Raw genomic sequence first — 16198 nt, 5'->3', positions numbered from 1 at the left:
TTAGGGGGTCTTCACCATGAAAGTAGCATTGAGCATTGATAGCGACTATACAGAAACAAAAGTGACGATTGAATCTCCCGAATTGGATCAATCCGTTCAGGAGGTTCTCGATTTCATAAAAGGAAGGGAAACAGAGTTCCTTGTCGGCAAAGACGGCGATATGCAGCATATCCTAAAGCCCAGCGACATCCACTATTGCCACAGCGAAAAAGATGGCGTTGTCGCTGTCACGGCCAATGGCGCTTTTAAATTAAAAGAGAAATTATACGAGCTAGAGAAAATCCTACCCTCAAATAAATTCGTCCGACTGTCCAAATCCGTTATCGCCAATCTCCATGAGATGAGCAGTTTTGAAGCATCTTTTAACGGAACACTCTGTGTCTATTTTAAATCTGGGGCAAAGGAATACGTTTCTCGCACATACGTCAATACGATTAAAGAATCGCTAAAAATGAACAGGAGGAAAGGTGAATGAAGACCTTTTTATTCAGAAGCATGATTGGGATTTTCTATGGTGCATTTCTTGCCGTCATCATAACGAATGCTATCGTTTACTTCGGAGAACAAGATGTGTTAGATGGACCGTTATTCTTAAAAAATTCACTCGGCCTCATCTTTTGCGGCTGGTTTTTCACAGTCAGTCCGCTCTATTTTGAAAATACAAATTTACGACTCTCTCAACAAACTGGTCTTCATTTTATAACTGTCATCGTTCTATACTTCATCCTGGCGTTTGGCATCGGCTGGATTCCATTTACGATGAAAAGCTTTTTGCTAATGCTAGGATTATTCATTGTCATCTATGCTGTTTTCTGGACTGCTTTCTATCTTTATTTCAGAAATCAGGCGAAGAAATTGAATGCTGAATTGAATGCATTATAAATTGAAAAGCCGCATCTGAGATTCATCAGATGCGGCTTCCTATATTTAAAAAAGTAAGAAAGTATACGTTTTTCAACTTGGAACACTTGTCCAGACTCCAGGCGCCTTGCGCTTTTCTTACTTCAACTTCTGCAAAATAACGACTTTCAAATAGTTAAACTCCGGGAAATCACGGTTCGTACGGAAATCTCTTGGTAACGACGATTCCTCAAGAACCTTATATTTAGAACCGGCTTTCTTAAATGCCTCATCAATAAACGTTTTGAACTTCTTCATGCCAAAGCTCGCATTGTTCGTCGATGCCACAATGACACCGTTTTTCTCCGTAATCGCGATGGCATCCATTAACAATGCCGGATAATCCTTCGCCGTACTGAACGTATATTTCTTCGAACGCGCAAAGCTCGGTGGATCCAGCACAACAAGATCGAACTTCAGTTCATGTCGTTTCGCATAACGGAAATAGTCAAAGACATCCATCACTTTAATATCCTGCTGCTCATAGTCAATGCCATTGACGCTGAACTGCTCAATCGTCTTCGCTAAACTACGCTTCGCCAAATCCACACTCGTCGTCTTCACCGCGCCGCCAAGTGCCGCCGCAACCGAAAACGCCCCCGTATATGAGAACGTATTCAAGACATTTTTACCTTTCGAATACTTATCACGAATCGCCTCGCGCACATCACGCTGATCCAAGAAAATCCCCGTCATTGCTCCGTCATTCAAATTGACCGCAAAATTCATACCGTTTTCTTTGACGATAATCGGGAAATCACCTTGTTCACCACGAACGAAATCATCCTGCTCGATGTATTCGCCTTTCCCGTCAAAACGCTTCTTCTCATAAATGCCTTTGTACGAAGCAATTTTATCGAGCACGCCGTATACATGATGCTTCAGCGAATAAATCCCTTCACTGTACCAGCTTACCATGTAAAAGCCATCGAAATAATCAATCGTCAAACCACCGATGCCATCGCCTTCCCCATTAAACACGCGGAACGTTGTCGTCTCTGGATCCGCAAACAATGTGTCGCGTCGCTCAAATGCCTTTGCGATTTTTCGATGGAAGAAATCGAAGTCAATCTCTTCCTCTTCTTTTTGCGTCAACACCCAACCAATGCCTTTGTTTTGATTGCCATAATAGCCTTTCGCCACAAATTTATAGTTACGATCCAGCAAACGAACGATGCTACCTTCCTTCGTCAACGCCTGCGGATTAATAATGGCATCTCGTAAAATTAACGGATACCCTTTTTTAAAATCAGCTATATTTTTTGCATTCACTTGTAAATCGATTGTTTTAGACATTTCATCATCCTACTTCATCATTTTTTCTTATTATCGCACGTTTGCACAGGAATTGCGAAATTGGAAAAGTCTTTCACCATTCTGCTCGTAGCGCTCGAAAATCCGCAGCTCTTCGTATAATCATCGTAACGACAATCAATGTAAAGAACGTCGCTGTAAATAATATACTTGCGCTATTCACCAATTTGCCATCCACCACTAAAACAAACACACCATCCCATAGCGAGTAACCAATAACAAACCAATTAAATAATACAGCAACCCCTAACATCGGAATGTAAACATTTGGGTTCTTCTCTTTTTTACTGATGTACGCCCCTTGCCAAATCGCCATCACGGTCATATACAACATCGGAATATACAGCAATACCAACGTTTCCATCAAAGGTTCTGCCCATATATAATTCATTTTTATAAAGCCATTCACAAAAATAAGCACAATCGTCAAAAAGAAAGCTTGATAACCAAGTCGATGCCTTTTCGCCACTTGAAACTCATCATAACGATCCTTATGCATGTTCATCCCTCCCAAAATAACTCATCTAATGTTTTATCCAGCACTTTACATATCGCAATGCACAGTTTCAACGAAGGATTGTATTCACCATTTTCAATAGCATTCATCGTCTGCCTCGTAATGCCAATGGTTTCCGCAACTTCCTTTTGTGACATTCCCTTCGCCGCCCGCGCAGCCTTCATCCGCAAATTTTTCGCCATGGTGACCCTCCAATTGGAAGTAGTATACCAAAAAATATTCATAAAGGTCAATTATATACGACATTAAGTAATTTATATCAGACCTATATCACAAAAAAATGCGGCGAGATGAACAATCCCCGCCACACATATCTCTATTCCTTCAACAACGTCCGTGAATACAACAATCCCACAATCCCCACGATGATAAACAAAATTGCCCGTACTAAAATCGAAATGCTCGCAAGGTCGACGATGAACAGCTTCAACACACAAACGCCAATCAGTACAGCACCAACGATTTTGACATACTTCCAGCCCATCTTTCCGCCAAAGCTAACAGACCCAAAAGCAAATGCAAACAGCAGAAACGTATGCACAAACAACACATATTCTAAATCCCATGTATACGCCGCCGTAAACGCGAAGTACCATTTGTTTAGCAATATGAAATACACAACCTGCATCCCAACAGCTACCATCGGCATGCGTAACTTAAGTACTTGTTGCGAAACGAAAAAACGCTCCTGCATAATCGCCCAAACCATCACCGTCAAAGTAACCGCATACGCCAATTGAACGAAGAAAGGAATGAGAAAATCCCCCCGCACTCCATACGCCCCTACACTCGTAAACAACATGAGGAAACTCGCTAGTAAAAACAGCGCAACCGCCCCAGACGTCAAATAAAGCCCCCGACGCCATCTATAGCAGAAATACATCGCAACCAACGCCACAAGGAGCACCATGCTTTGCACGTGAAGACTCGTTCCATACGACACTTGCGAATGGGCTAGCCCAATCCTTGTCACCAGATTCACATAAAGCAGCACAACTACTTGCCCCGCAACCAAGCTTTGATCGATCCCTACAGTCTTCCCTTTCAACAAAGCCGGTGGATAGCGATACAACGTATAAAAAACACCTCCCATTGTCGCCAAAAACACCAACCAAACCGCATGCTCCAACGACCAAAACACACTGAATTGCAGCGTACTCAACACAAAAATGGACGCAAACAGGTAAATGATCGCACTCGTGAAAATTGTCCGAAGCGTGTCATAACGCAAACCAACCCATGCCCCAACAGCCCCATTCACAAGCAACAACATCAAACGAACACGGCTATCCTCAAGGTTAAACGCCAAAATAAACACACAAACCGCAAATACCGATACGGCCAGCAAAACCCCGTGTAATAGGCCATCCTTCTTCCTAAACGCATAGACCGCCAATGCAATGTACAGCAAAGCCAATAAACCATAAACCGTTACCTCTTGCCCATAATCGAGTAGCTTAATCCAGCCAATCGTAAAAACAAAATTCGTATACAGAAGTACTTCCGAAAAAACACTCCTTGAAATACTTCCTTTCAAATAAAAGACGAGTAGCGCAAGATGTTGAACCAATACCGTCCCCACCAAAATCGTTTCATCTCCACTTGCCCCATCCAAAATTCCATACGTCAACAATGTCAAATGAAACAAGACATACGTTACATAAAAACTATATTTGTGATGCTGACTAAGCGACACATAAAATAACGACAAAAATAGCAACAGGATATACGAACAAAACTGGATAGCAGTTGCACCCTCGCCTTCCAATAAAAAAGGCAATAAGAACCCTGCAATAGCCGAAAACAACGTCAATGTCTCCGACTTCGTCTTTCTCGACAACAACAGCCCCGCAATGATATACGCAACCCCTACTAAAAAGGCCCATGTAAAATTCAAATAACCATATAGATGATGCGCCGCAAAAGTCGTCAAAATCCCCAGGCCAATAAAGCCACCTAGTAACGTCAAGCCAAACCCTTTTTTCCCGCTACCGTAATACCGCATCCCTAAAAAGTACAGCAATGCCGTCCCCGCATAGCCCATGCCGACACGCACAGGATTCGTAATAAACCCTTTATCCATCCCAACCTTCAGCCCCCATAAAACACCTAGCAAAAGGATGAACATAAACACACGCGGAAGCCAAGCACTCAACGCCTGTTCCAGATTGAATTCCTTCCTAGGCTGTCGCTCGACAGAAACAGTTGGCGGTGCTGCAGGTTTCACCTTTGGCGCAGCAACCTGACGCGCACTTTCTGTTGAAACAGCCGAACGAACAGGCTTCAGCTGCTCTTTAGCAACCAATTGCGGAGAACGCATTTCCCTCAACTGTTGCTTTAACGAGCCCACTTCCCCTTCTAAATCCGCCACCCGTTTAATCAGATCCTTCAGCTCTTCACTCATCTTAATCACTCCATCCCCTTATTCCCTCTTTTCAGAATACGATAGTAGATACAAAAAAAGAGCCTTCACCCCCACATCATAGGTAAATGACTCCTTACACACACTTAGGCCAACAAACGAAACGCCAAGCTTTTCCACATACTCACGCGTACCAATCTTCGCTCCTGCTGCCCTCTTTTTTTATGTAAATACGCTTGCAAATCACCATCATACTCCTGAAGCAAACAAGCGACTTTAGCAAAATCATGCGGCTGCACCAAATTAGGATTCACCGAAAACATCGCCAAACCTGCCTCATTAACAATCGTCGCCACAAATTGCGAGCAAAAGAACGCTCGATCACGTTGAATGTCTTTATTCAACGCAACACCAAATAAGCCTATAAAATTATATCTATAAAGTTCTTGATCGCGCTCAAACTGTCGAATCTTATTACGCATACGCACATATTCCTCATTCGTTACCTCACAGCTAAAAATCGCACAATTCGCATCCTCGAATATCCCTTCAGTCGCCTCTTCCTTCACAAAACCACCGATAAAAGGATTATGCCGTTGCTTCCTGCCGAAACTATACATCTCCCGTAATCCTTCATCAAAAGCTATCGATGCATGATTCAAATCTCTTTTCGTATACAGCCCAATTGCTTTCGAAAGCAATGTTCCTGTATCCGTTAAGACGATATAGATTTTTTTGCTCATTGCTCTCGCCTCCTCATCATCCCGCTCAACGGGAAGCGGCTCGGCCCCCCCTGTTAAACCTTTAACTCTAGTATCCCCTACTCATCAACATTAGCAAACCGCCTATAGATGGAAACTTCCTACGACCAAAGACGTAGGTGTTTGATGAAGATAAACGATTTTAACCTAATACCTATTATACGTCTTACAAAGGGTAATAGTTTCATACTTTTTGAACAATTTTCCGACAAGACGCAAATAATGCTTCATTCCATCCTGACTCGGGTAAACAATGAATAACAATCAAACTGTCTAACGAATAAATGGAAAGGAGTGGAAACATGAACAACAAACAACCCAAAATCCCACCAATTGCTCCGACGTCCGATCACAATGCCGCCCAAATCGCCAACCAAGTCGCCGCCGTCGTCAATGCCTACAATCGTAACTTAAATCCTGACGAAGAAGTCGGCCTCATGCTCACATCATTCGGCCAAACCATCACCGTCAACATCACAGGCATCGGCTATGTAGGAACGAAACTCATCCTTTTCAGCGGATTTCTGACAAGTAATAATGCACCCGTCGAACTGCTACAACATGTCACACAACTGAACTTTCTACTAATATCACTAAAACGGGAGAATCCACAGGAGGAGAAAAAGCATATTGGGTTTATGCGAGAGTGAAAAACAAAAGCGCAAGCGCCTTGGGAGAGGCGACAGGCGCTGGAGCCTAGACGAGTAATCCCTATATGCTAACTTGTCCACAGTACGAGATTTTATTATTTCCTGGTGAACGAAAAAAGTGCAGCGGCGTTTGCCTGCACTTTTTTTCATCTCTTTGTATCCTTTTCCGACTATCCAGTCTATATAAAGGGTAGAGGGGCATCATTCATCTAAGCAAAAGATGCCATACCCCCGTCGAAAAGCGCATTCGACAAGGGGGATTTTTCAGAGGAGGATTTTTGATGAATGCATTAATCAAAGAGGCAACAATCCTAATACTACCATCGCTCTTGGTGATAGTTGGATTAAACGCGGCCATTTTACTCCAACAACTACATGCCAACTTGCCCATCTCAACGCATGTACGGGATGGGCATAAGTGGGTTTACAAAACCTATGAAAATAGACAAGACAATATCGTATCACGTTCACTGTCCAAAGCTGTCATTTCAGACCATGCAACCTGCACCATCAACAACAGCAAAATCTGCCCAAGAGGAAATGCAAATTGCCCCCTCTACAGAAGGTACAATGCCCCTAGCAATAACCTAAGAGAATAAAAGAATTAAGAAATATATTGTCGAGAAGGGTCTCGACGGTGTGATTGTTATTTCTATCCACGCACTCAAGAAGAGTGCGACATGGATTCGGGAATATAGCCATAGGTAGTGGAGTGATTTCAATCCACGCACTCACGAAGAGTGCGACGACTAAGGACCAACTCGAAGCGTTTATGCTTTTAATTTCAATCCACGCACTCACGAAGAGTGCGACTTTTTATACTAAGAACGAACAAATAACCAATACGATTTCAATCCACGCACTCACGAAGAGTGCGACGAAATGAAGCGTGATCCAGAGATGGGACGGGATATTTCAATCCACGCACTCACGAAGAGTGCGACTCTGAACAGATTCCTTAACATCTATACTATACTTTATTTCAATCCACGCACTCACGAAGAGTGCGACCGCGAATTATGGGGCGTATCACTTCCACTAATTTCGATTTCAATCCACGCACTCACGAAGAGTGCGACGTGCTCCGCGACTATGAGTTCACTACCGCTTAAATCATTTCAATCCACGCACTCACGAAGAGTGCGACCGACGCAATTCAGTGCTAGCAAGGTCGCCGACCGTATTTCAATCCACGCACTCACGAAGAGTGCGACACGAGTGGCAATAAATTACGCCTGCCACAAATAATAATTTCAATCCACGCACTCACGAAGAGTGCGACCCGAAGGAGAGCAACTTTTCGAGGTTATGAAAGCATTTCAATCCACGCACTCACGAAGAGTGCGACTGATTACCAAGATCAAACAAGAGTTGAATGGCATATTTCAATCCACGCACTCACGAAGAGTGCGACGTGTACGCGCCTTGAATCGCGCCTTACGTGCGTCAATTTCAATCCACGCACTCACGAAGAGTGCGACGCCCTTCGGATCGCCCAACGGCATTACTACGGATATTTCAATCCACGCACTCACGAAGAGTGCGACTGGTGCCGTCGGTACCATTGGTTCCCGGAGCGCCTATTTCAATCCACGCACTCACGAAGAGTGCGACAGTGGATCCGTATCTGCTCCATTTTCGGTTAGAATTTCAATCCACGCACTCACGAAGAGTGCGACCTTTAGTGGCGTAATAGATCCGCATTATTGACCTATTTCAATCCACGCACTCACGAAGAGTGCGACCTTTAGTGGCGTAATAGATCCGCATTATTGACCTATTTCAATCCACGCACTCACGAAGAGTGCGACGGTGCTATGTTGTCGGGATCCTTTGGTTTGCCTGATTTCAATCCACGCACTCACGAAGAGTGCGACGGCCTTACATATGTCAATCATGCGAAAGAACGTCCGATTTCAATCCACGCACTCACGAAGAGTGCGACGAAACTACTAGCTGCCATGCTGTAGGTAGATCTCCATTTCAATCCACGCACTCACGAAGAGTGCGACACCACATGATCTTGGCCGCTTCGAATATTACCTGATTTCAATCCACGCACTCACGAAGAGTGCGACCAATGGATCACTACGAGGATTGGTATAAAGTCGCCATTTCAATCCACGCACTCACGAAGAGTGCGACTCTCTACGATCGATTGAGTAGGGGCTCGGTAAAAATTTCAATCCACGCACTCACGAAGAGTGCGACTCTTTACGCCACTACAGCAACCACGATGAACGCGATATTTCAATCCACGCACTCACGAAGAGTGCGACGGTGCTATGTTGTCGGGATCCTTTGGTTTGCCTGATTTCAATCCACGCACTCACGAAGAGTGCGACCAAATACATGCCCTTCACGTCCACAGGATATTTATTTCAATCCACGCACTCACGAAGAGTGCGACGCCACAGTCTTGAGGATGAATCCGAAGGTATCCCAATTTCAATCCACGCACTCACGAAGAGTGCGACCGATACCAGGTGATATAATCACTAAAAAAAACAATTTCAATCCACGCACTCACGAAGAGTGCGACACCGCTGCAGGACTGCGTGGTAACCGTAGGGGCTATTTCAATCCACGCACTCACGAAGAGTGCGACCAATCTGTACAGATTTACTGTAGCCCTTCTATCAAATTTCAATCCACGCACTCACGAAGAGTGCGACGCCGTTTTTGATAATGATGAAGGGGGATTTTTGATATTTCAATCCACGCACTCACGAAGAGTGCGACAAAGAACCGGATGCGCTACCTCCACTCGATAACCAAATTTCAATCCACGCACTCACGAAGAGTGCGACCTCAGCCATATCTTTCTTGATCTGTGGCGCTATGATTTCAATCCACGCACTCACGAAGAGTGCGACCAGATCAAGGCGCTGCTCTACCTTCAGTCCCTGGGGATTTCAATCCACGCACTCACGAAGAGTGCGACTCTATTAGTGTTTTAATGGTCTAATAGTCCATAGATTTCAATCCACGCACTCACGAAGAGTGCGACCGAGATATTCGAGGAAAAGATGACCGGATCTAAATTTCAATCCACGCACTCACGAAGAGTGCGACAAGTACCATCTGTTACTATAGTTGTTCTCATTTGTATTTCAATCCACGCACTCACGAAGAGTGCGACCTGGTATTGGTGGCTTATTATCTCCCCCACCTGATTTCAATCCACGCACTCACGAAGAGTGCGACATGCCATCATGTCGATCTACTGTTTCGGATCGCTTATTTCAATCCACGCACTCACGAAGAGTGCGACTAAGACCACTTAACGCATGACAGTACACAAAGTATTTCAATCCACGCACTCACGAAGAGTGCGACACTCAGCCATATCTTTCTTGATCTGTGGCGCTATGATTTCAATCCACGCACTCACGAAGAGTGCGACGCAGCCGTTACAGCAAATGCGCTTCCTATCATGACATTTCAATCCACGCACTCACGAAGAGTGCGACAACTTTCGACTACACCTTGCCCAACAAACATTAATATTTCAATCCACGCACTCACGAAGAGTGCGACCCTCGCCGGTAGGCAGTTTCCCAATGTGGCATTGGATTTCAATCCACGCACTCACGAAGAGTGCGACCTCATTTCCCTCTCTCTCTGTACCAGGCAACGGATTTCAATCCACGCACTCACGAAGAGTGCGACCTCCACTGCTTTTTTGCGCAGCAGCTCCGTGTAATTTCAATCCACGCACTCACGAAGAGTGCGACCCTCGCCGGTAGGCAGTTTCCCAATGTGGCATTGGATTTCAATCCACGCACTCACGAAGAGTGCGACTGTCTTACCGGATCCCAATGGCCCCTGGATAAAAATTTCAATCCACGCACTCACGAAGAGTGCGACCTCTTATCACTCAACGTCTGCTTGCGCTCCCAGTATTTCAATCCACGCACTCACGAAGAGTGCGACGTTTTTGACTTTGACTGCCCCTAACTGTAGTGGCATTTCAATCCACGCACTCACGAAGAGTGCGACTGCGAAAAAGTACTATAAAAATGAAATTTGTACAACTTTACAGTATAAATCAGCCATTCCATACTTTTTCGCCCCTCAATTATACCAATACCCTAAAAATACTGATTACTTTCCAACACTTTCAGGTGCGAGTCTCCCAGGGATTTCATGTGCACTTGGGGTTCGCACTAAAAAATCAAAGGTCCCTCAACATCTAAACTCTGTTTTGCACCTATATGCTTCACTTTTGATTGGTGATTATTCCCCAACCTATAAAACCGAAGACTATCAACGGACGGATCGATTAACTGTTCTAACTCTATCTCTAGTTTTTTTAATTGAGCTGCATCAAGAATACATTCAAATACGGAATTTTGTACTCGAACGCCAAAATCCTCACACTTTTTAGCAACTCTTCTTAGTCTTTTCTTACCACCATCTGATATTGTACTTACATCATACGTAATGAGTACTAAAATTGGAATTCACCTACTTCCAAAAAAAGGCTGGGTATGCATCAAGATCTCCCCTGAGAAAACGAGCTAACAGCATCGCTTGCGCGTGTGGAACAAGCCCCCATGAAATTTTTTCTTTCAAAAATGGATGTGTAATCTTTTCATCTTTTTTATTGTGCCACAGTTCGAATATCTTTTTTCGCGCTTCGTCGGTCATGAGTACTGCACCGCTTTCTTTTTTCACAAAGTCAGAGGCTTGTACTTGTTTCTTATTAATCAGCGATAAAACAAATCGATCCGCGCAAACACTTCTTAACTCTTCCATCATATCGAGAGCTAATGACATTCGCCCCGGACGGTCCCTATGCAAAAATCCAACATATGCATCTAATCCAACCGCTTCTAAAGCAGCTCCCACATCGGTAGCCAACAAAGTATAAATAAGGGATAACAATGCATTTACATTGTCCAAAGGAGGTCTTCGATTTCTCCCTTTAAAAAAGAAATCTTCTTTTTGCTGTAAAATCATATCATCCATTAAAGAGAAGTAAGCACTTGCTGCATTCCCTTCAACGCCCCTCAAGATTTCTAAATCATCAATTGACATTAGCTGATTCATTGACTCCGTTAAATAAGTAGATGTCTTTTTAAATTTCTCAACATCTATTCTTAATCCATGATCTCTTGTCATTCTTTCTAACGTCCATTTTGAATTATAAAGCTTGCCTACGAGAAAATGCCTCGCAATTTCCGCACTCTTCTTCTCATCGTCTGAAATTCTATATTGAGTTTTCCTTAACACAACATTTCCATTTGAAGGACCTATCACTCTTCCACGCAATCTACCGTTAGTTGTTAAAAATGTAATGGCTATATCCCGTTCTATGCAGGCAGCCATTAAAGCTGGACTGGCTCCTTGGCGGCCGAAAGTACAGATGCCCTCTAAATTATGCAATGGCACCCGCCCAATCGATTCATCATCTTTAATGATAGAAACATTTTCTCCCTTTAGCGCAAGATATGCATCTGGCATTGTGATATAAAGTGTAGTTAATAATTTCTTCATTCGGCCATCATCCTTTTCATATAACTTGCCACGGATTCCTTCGTTAGCAACTCTGGTAAGCAAATATGACGTAATGAACAGCTTTTGCAATGTTTTCCTGTTTTCACGCGTGGCGTATGGCGCCGTCGATAATAATCATGCATACGCTTCGCAGTTTCTCTTACTTGTGCCTTTAGTTCTTCAGTGATTTCAATTTCGACTCTTCGACGGATTTCATGGTAATAGAGGGCACCACTCGGAACCGGACAATATAACATATCTTCCAAACAAATTGCCTGCGCGACAAGTTGTAAAATATCCGATTGATCCTTTTTCGGTTTTCCTCGTTTATACTCCACCGGAATAGGCAAGTATCTCCCTTTCTCCCCTTGCAACGGAACACCATTCTCATCCTGATGGAATTCCACGACATCACAAATGCCTGTTAAGCCCATTTTTGAAGAATGAATCGGTAACCCCCGAACATACAAGACATCCTTTCGTTTCTCTCTAATAAAGGGATCATCTGCTTTTTCATGCAGATGGCTTCCCTCTATCGTTAGCACGTTTTCTTCCCACTCTTGTTCGATATGGATTAGCGCCCACTGTCTTTCACAAAATTGGAAGTGTTGGATGCCCGATAGCAACAGAAACTCTGACGCATCATAGTCCGTCATATTCCGCCACAGATAAACCTGCAAGCTCTTCTACTGTAATTGCATAATCTTCAATCGATTTCGGAAGTGCATTGTCATCGTTCAGTTTAATGTTAACTGAACGATGGACTTTCGCCGAAGAATACTGGCCAAGCTTTGAATTATGCTCCCACCAATACACTTTATTTACTTCCATACTGCCATCTGGTCTTGCTGAAGATGAATCGTTTGCGAAAAGTGAAATCAGCGCTTGCTTCAACTTTTCTGCGTCTTCATCTGAAAAGCCAGTTCTCTCTGCTAATTGCGGATTAATACTGCCGTAAAAGACATAAACCCCAAAATCAACACGGTGTTTCATCCCCATCGTGTCAGAAGTTTTCTTACTAGGGTCTTTTTCATTCGTTGTGGAGTTCACACTTTTCGTAATTTGCATACTTGTAACCTCAACTGGTGAAATACTCGTTGCCGCATGGATGGATACAGGTCCACGAACACCTACCGAAACATCAGTCCCTTTAAATGCAAATACTTGTCCAAATGCTCGCACGTCATACCATGCTTTGCTCGCAAAGGTTTCGACTAACTCTTCTTTATTCGGTTCTTTGTTTTTCTTTGCAAAATAAGGCGCAACTTCTTCATTTCCCTCTACTCGTGCAAAGATGCTGCGATATTCATCATTTCTTCGTTCGTCTGATTGTACGAGGATTGACTCTCCCTCATCTTGTAAACGATTCCGTAATTTACGTTTAATCGCAACATCAGATACTTCCCCGTGTCCATCATAATCTTGCCTTGGACGGTTACCATTCAACGGATCTCCATTTGGATTTGCTTTATCGACAGTAAACACAACTGCAAAGTCAATTTTATTTTTAATTGGCGACATTTTCATTCTCCTTTTTCTCGTCTTTTTTTGTATATAGACTTTCTATTTGACTACTATAGCCAAGCAAGAACTTTGGACCTAAAGCATCGTTGTTCATATCCTCAAGCTTAATATTATCTTCAATTTCTCGTATTAATTTATTATAAAACCAGACCATCTCCCCCTGACGAACCTGATAAGGATGGAGTTGCCTACGAATTGTCTGCCAAACACGAGCGGGATGTTGTGAAAATGCATTTAAATAGCGCATTGCATTGGTTGCACGTTTTTCTCCACGTCGATTTAACTCATTACGTTCTAGCACTTCCGCAACGCCAAGTAAACGACCAAACAGATAGTCTCGTGATTTATTTTCAAGATCTAACGCCATGTTGATTTCCTCCTTTTCATATTGCTTTCGAATGAGTGCACAAGCGATGCCAAGTGTACGTTGCCATTCACCTGCCGGACTCGCTAAATCACCATTAAAACTCATTGGATTTTTAACTCGATTAAAAATTGTCATGACAATATCTTTCGGGATTACAGCACGATCAACAATACAAGGAAGTAAACGAGTATAGAGTTCCTTTTTCACTTTGTCATCCGCACGTTCTCCATAAACTGCTTCAACAATATGATAAGTCGAAGGTGTACCTTCATAACTTACTACCTTCTTATCAACATGGTCATAGTAACTTTGATGCCATTTACACGTATCATGCCAATGTGATAGCCGATCTAAAAACAGACTACTATCCAATTCTTGATAATAAACGATAGCCAATCTTCCGGTTGTTGCAGCATCAACAGCCATCACGATAATATGCTTGATCCCGTCGATTTTAAAATTATGTTTCATTCCTTTAAGTGCTAGTTGGACCTGTTCTGCAATAACAAGACCGGTATGATCTTTTGCTTCTTTTACCATCCCTGTTCCAGCCATAAAGCCATGCAAATCAAATGTCCCGTGAAATGGTTGTATATCTATCGTTTTTTCAACACCAAATGTGATGAAATTTCTTGTATCTGAACGATAACCTTGGCGCTGAATGAGCCATCGTAGTGCATTATGCGCTTTTTGAGAAACATCATAACCAATTTGCACAGCCTGATTAGGGTCGTCAAAACGACCACGATATGTAAATCCCTGTTTATCATTTGATGAAACTAGCTTTGACATATCTCCCGCATTTCTCAAACGTGAGCCGTGACGATCTGTTAAAGGAAGAATTTCCCCAGTCGCATAACAAAGTCCAACGTCAACCTCTTCCTCCATTTTATCTGCGAGGTATTGTTGAAATATCTTAAATAATTCCTTGTCTTCCCAGACAACAGGATCGGTTGGTTCCGCACTTAAAATTGTAAAGCGAACAAGTGCCTCACTACTATCTCCTGTCACCACTTTGTAAATATCCGGTTTTTCAATCCCATACTTTTCATCATCTTGTCTTGTCCATTTTTCAATCAGTTTGTCATGCTCATCTACAAATAGTACTTTTTCGGCAACAAGATCCTCAATTACCGTACCTTTTTTCACGTAATTATATATAAGTTCTACCTTCCGATGAGTAGATTCATTCGTAGCCCATTCCTTCATTTGTTGAATGTATTGGGGATAATTATCAGAACGTTTCTCTTCTCCTCCATACTTCAAATAATCTCCTGCAACATAGAATAATTTATCATGGAGAAAATGAGCAGCTACTTTTGATCCAGCACGGTTCGCGGAATCTAATGTTGCTGATACGATTGTGCGTGCCTCGTCTTTTGGCAAAACCTTCGCTTTAAAGAAATTCCCTTCACGATCCAGTGTCACTTCAATTTGGGCACTTTGTGTAACGTGGGAGACTGGCAATAAAGTAAAACTTTGACCTTCTCCACGCGATTTAAAGTCGCCAACTTCTCCACTATTACTTTCATAGACTTCATATAATCGCTTCATCCAACTCATTCCTTCACCTCCTCTGGAAATATCTCGATATACTCCTCTTCCACAAATTTGAAGTTCTCACCCGAAACAAAGACTTTTGCTTCTTTTTCCTTAATTGGACGAACGAGCGTACACTCTTCTGGTCGGTCAAATTGGATAATTCCATTCTTCATAACAGGTGTCCAAATTCTTGCTTCTAATTCATTTTTCCCAGTCTCATCCGGGTAGTTAAATCCATGAAACATTGGACCAAAACTAATTTCTCCATAATCATCATAAAAGCCGTCTCCACTATCAAACTTGCAAGCTTCTACATAACCTTGGCATTCTCGACTTCCAAGATAAATATCTCGGCGTCCTCCGCGGTCCACTGAACGCTTCGCAATATTATGATGCTTATGTTCGTTTCGATCATAAGCAAGATCTTCACGATGTTCATTAAACTCGAAATGAGCACGCACTTGATATACTGGATTTCGTAAGTACGTGTAATAGGCAAGTTCATTTGCTGAACTATGATGCTTTGTTGGACGTAAGCCCTTTACTTCCGTTTGAATAGCATTCATTACTCTAACTTCATCGATATACCAAATAAGAGTTGGTTTCCAGTAAATAGATTCAACAATTCCTTTTAACGCCTGGTAGGTTGGGATTTGATAGGTAAACTTTTCCCCACCAATTTTAGTAATCGGATCTGTAAATAGACCATATTTACCATGTACAATAAATTCAATCTGATTTCTCATAGCCTCTCAACTC

At 42.8% G+C, this 16198-nt stretch carries 15 protein-coding genes and 1 CRISPR repeat array; of the genes, 4 read left to right on the top strand and 11 right to left on the bottom strand.

What is annotated here, in order from left to right; translation table 11 throughout:
• Positions 1 to 16: 16 nt before the first annotated feature.
• A complete protein-coding gene (locus tag MKY34_RS05165) occupies positions 17 to 475 on the top strand; it encodes a LytTR family DNA-binding domain-containing protein (protein ID WP_342514150.1) in 459 nt (152 codons plus the stop codon).
• Entirely contained in the window at positions 472 to 882 is a 411-nt protein-coding gene (locus tag MKY34_RS05160) for a DUF3021 domain-containing protein (protein WP_342514149.1), read from the top strand. The genes MKY34_RS05165 and MKY34_RS05160 overlap by 4 nt, the downstream gene beginning before the upstream one ends.
• 117 nt (positions 883 to 999) lie before the next feature.
• Here MKY34_RS05160 and MKY34_RS05155 read toward each other — a convergent pair whose 3' ends face one another.
• From MKY34_RS05155 to MKY34_RS05135, 5 genes are all read right to left on the bottom strand, one after another.
• Positions 1000 to 2196 (bottom strand): class I SAM-dependent rRNA methyltransferase, encoded by a 1197-nt coding sequence (locus tag MKY34_RS05155; protein WP_342514148.1) that lies wholly within the window; start codon positions 2194 to 2196, stop codon positions 1000 to 1002.
• 73 nt (positions 2197 to 2269) lie between these two features.
• Positions 2270 to 2713 (bottom strand): hypothetical protein, encoded by a 444-nt coding sequence (locus MKY34_RS05150; RefSeq protein ID WP_342514147.1) that lies wholly within the window; start codon positions 2711 to 2713, stop codon positions 2270 to 2272.
• 2 nt (positions 2714 to 2715) lie between these two features.
• On the bottom strand, positions 2716 to 2913 hold the full coding sequence (locus MKY34_RS05145; protein ID WP_342514146.1) for a helix-turn-helix transcriptional regulator: 198 nt from the start codon (positions 2911 to 2913) through the stop codon (positions 2716 to 2718).
• 134 nt (positions 2914 to 3047) lie between these two features.
• Positions 3048 to 5135 (bottom strand): DUF2339 domain-containing protein, encoded by a 2088-nt coding sequence (locus MKY34_RS05140; protein ID WP_342514145.1) that lies wholly within the window; start codon positions 5133 to 5135, stop codon positions 3048 to 3050.
• Between the two features lie 104 nt (positions 5136 to 5239).
• Entirely contained in the window at positions 5240 to 5836 is a 597-nt protein-coding gene (locus tag MKY34_RS05135; protein WP_342514144.1) for a hypothetical protein, read from the bottom strand.
• A 320-nt stretch (positions 5837 to 6156) separates the two neighbouring features.
• Between MKY34_RS05135 and MKY34_RS05130 the strand changes: the two genes are divergently transcribed.
• Together MKY34_RS05130 and MKY34_RS05125 are read left to right on the top strand one after the other, a co-directional pair.
• Positions 6157 to 6504 (top strand): DUF6173 family protein, encoded by a 348-nt coding sequence (locus MKY34_RS05130; protein WP_342514143.1) that lies wholly within the window; start codon positions 6157 to 6159, stop codon positions 6502 to 6504.
• Positions 6505 to 6785: 281 nt separating this feature from the next.
• A complete protein-coding gene (locus MKY34_RS05125; RefSeq protein ID WP_342514142.1) occupies positions 6786 to 7103 on the top strand; it encodes a hypothetical protein in 318 nt (105 codons plus the stop codon).
• Positions 7104 to 7152: 49 nt separating this feature from the next.
• A CRISPR array of direct repeats spans positions 7153 to 10506; the repeat unit is 32 nt; unit sequence ATTTCAATCCACGCACTCACGAAGAGTGCGAC.
• 167 nt (positions 10507 to 10673) lie between these two features.
• Here MKY34_RS05125 and cas2 read toward each other — a convergent pair.
• Genes cas2 through cas5c form a run of 6 tightly spaced genes read right to left on the bottom strand, consistent with a single transcriptional unit; the run spans position 10674 to position 16185 of the window.
• On the bottom strand, positions 10674 to 10964 hold the full coding sequence (gene cas2 / locus MKY34_RS05120; protein ID WP_342515195.1) for a CRISPR-associated endonuclease Cas2: 291 nt from the start codon (positions 10962 to 10964) through the stop codon (positions 10674 to 10676).
• Positions 10965 to 10974: 10 nt separating this feature from the next.
• The gene (gene cas1c, locus MKY34_RS05115) at positions 10975 to 12006 is read right to left on the bottom strand and encodes a type I-C CRISPR-associated endonuclease Cas1c (protein WP_342514141.1); all 1032 of its coding nucleotides are present in this window, start codon (positions 12004 to 12006) and stop codon (positions 10975 to 10977) included.
• Positions 12003 to 12662, bottom strand: a complete 660-nt coding sequence (cas4, locus tag MKY34_RS05110) for a CRISPR-associated protein Cas4 (RefSeq protein WP_342514140.1) — start codon at positions 12660 to 12662, stop codon at positions 12003 to 12005. The genes cas1c and cas4 overlap by 4 nt, the downstream gene beginning before the upstream one ends.
• Positions 12649 to 13527, bottom strand: a complete 879-nt coding sequence (gene cas7c, locus MKY34_RS05105) for a type I-C CRISPR-associated protein Cas7/Csd2 (RefSeq protein WP_342514139.1) — start codon at positions 13525 to 13527, stop codon at positions 12649 to 12651. Before cas7c ends, cas4 begins: the two co-directional genes overlap by 14 nt.
• Positions 13514 to 15460 carry a type I-C CRISPR-associated protein Cas8c/Csd1 gene (cas8c, locus tag MKY34_RS05100; RefSeq protein WP_342514138.1) on the bottom strand — a complete coding sequence of 649 codons (1947 nt, stop codon included), beginning with the start codon at positions 15458 to 15460 and terminating at the stop codon, positions 13514 to 13516. Before cas8c ends, cas7c begins: the two co-directional genes overlap by 14 nt.
• Positions 15457 to 16185 carry a type I-C CRISPR-associated protein Cas5c gene (cas5c, locus tag MKY34_RS05095; protein ID WP_342514137.1) on the bottom strand — a complete coding sequence of 243 codons (729 nt, stop codon included), beginning with the start codon at positions 16183 to 16185 and terminating at the stop codon, positions 15457 to 15459. Before cas5c ends, cas8c begins: the two co-directional genes overlap by 4 nt.
• Positions 16186 to 16198 lie beyond the last annotated feature (13 nt).

The sequence above is a fragment of the Sporosarcina sp. FSL K6-1522 genome, assembly GCF_038622445.1.
GTDB lineage: Bacteria > Bacillota > Bacilli > Bacillales_A > Planococcaceae > Sporosarcina.
The sequence above is the reverse complement of the archived record's forward strand: the minus strand, read 5'-3'. Positions and strand labels throughout refer to the sequence as shown.

Excerpts from the sequence above, each read along its gene's own strand:
- MKY34_RS05160 (WP_342514149.1), top strand. The coding sequence starts at position 472 with ATGAAGACCTTTTTATTCAGAAGCATGATTGGGATTTTCTATGGTGCA.
- MKY34_RS05130 (WP_342514143.1), top strand. The coding sequence starts at position 6,157 with ATGAACAACAAACAACCCAAAATCCCACCAATTGCTCCGACGTCCGAT.
- MKY34_RS05145 (WP_342514146.1), bottom strand. The coding sequence starts at position 2,913 with ATGGCGAAAAATTTGCGGATGAAGGCTGCGCGGGCGGCGAAGGGAATG.
- MKY34_RS05135 (WP_342514144.1), bottom strand. The coding sequence starts at position 5,836 with ATGAGCAAAAAAATCTATATCGTCTTAACGGATACAGGAACATTGCTT.
- cas7c (WP_342514139.1), bottom strand. The coding sequence starts at position 13,527 with ATGTCGCCAATTAAAAATAAAATTGACTTTGCAGTTGTGTTTACTGTC.
- MKY34_RS05165 (WP_342514150.1), top strand. The coding sequence starts at position 17 with ATGAAAGTAGCATTGAGCATTGATAGCGACTATACAGAAACAAAAGTG.
- MKY34_RS05150 (WP_342514147.1), bottom strand. The coding sequence starts at position 2,713 with ATGCATAAGGATCGTTATGATGAGTTTCAAGTGGCGAAAAGGCATCGA.
- cas8c (WP_342514138.1), bottom strand. The coding sequence starts at position 15,460 with ATGAGTTGGATGAAGCGATTATATGAAGTCTATGAAAGTAATAGTGGA.
- MKY34_RS05140 (WP_342514145.1), bottom strand. The coding sequence starts at position 5,135 with ATGAGTGAAGAGCTGAAGGATCTGATTAAACGGGTGGCGGATTTAGAA.
- cas5c (WP_342514137.1), bottom strand. The coding sequence starts at position 16,185 with ATGAGAAATCAGATTGAATTTATTGTACATGGTAAATATGGTCTATTT.
- MKY34_RS05125 (WP_342514142.1), top strand. The coding sequence starts at position 6,786 with ATGAATGCATTAATCAAAGAGGCAACAATCCTAATACTACCATCGCTC.
- cas1c (WP_342514141.1), bottom strand. The coding sequence starts at position 12,006 with ATGAAGAAATTATTAACTACACTTTATATCACAATGCCAGATGCATAT.
- MKY34_RS05155 (WP_342514148.1), bottom strand. The coding sequence starts at position 2,196 with ATGTCTAAAACAATCGATTTACAAGTGAATGCAAAAAATATAGCTGAT.
- cas4 (WP_342514140.1), bottom strand. The coding sequence starts at position 12,662 with ATGACGGACTATGATGCGTCAGAGTTTCTGTTGCTATCGGGCATCCAA.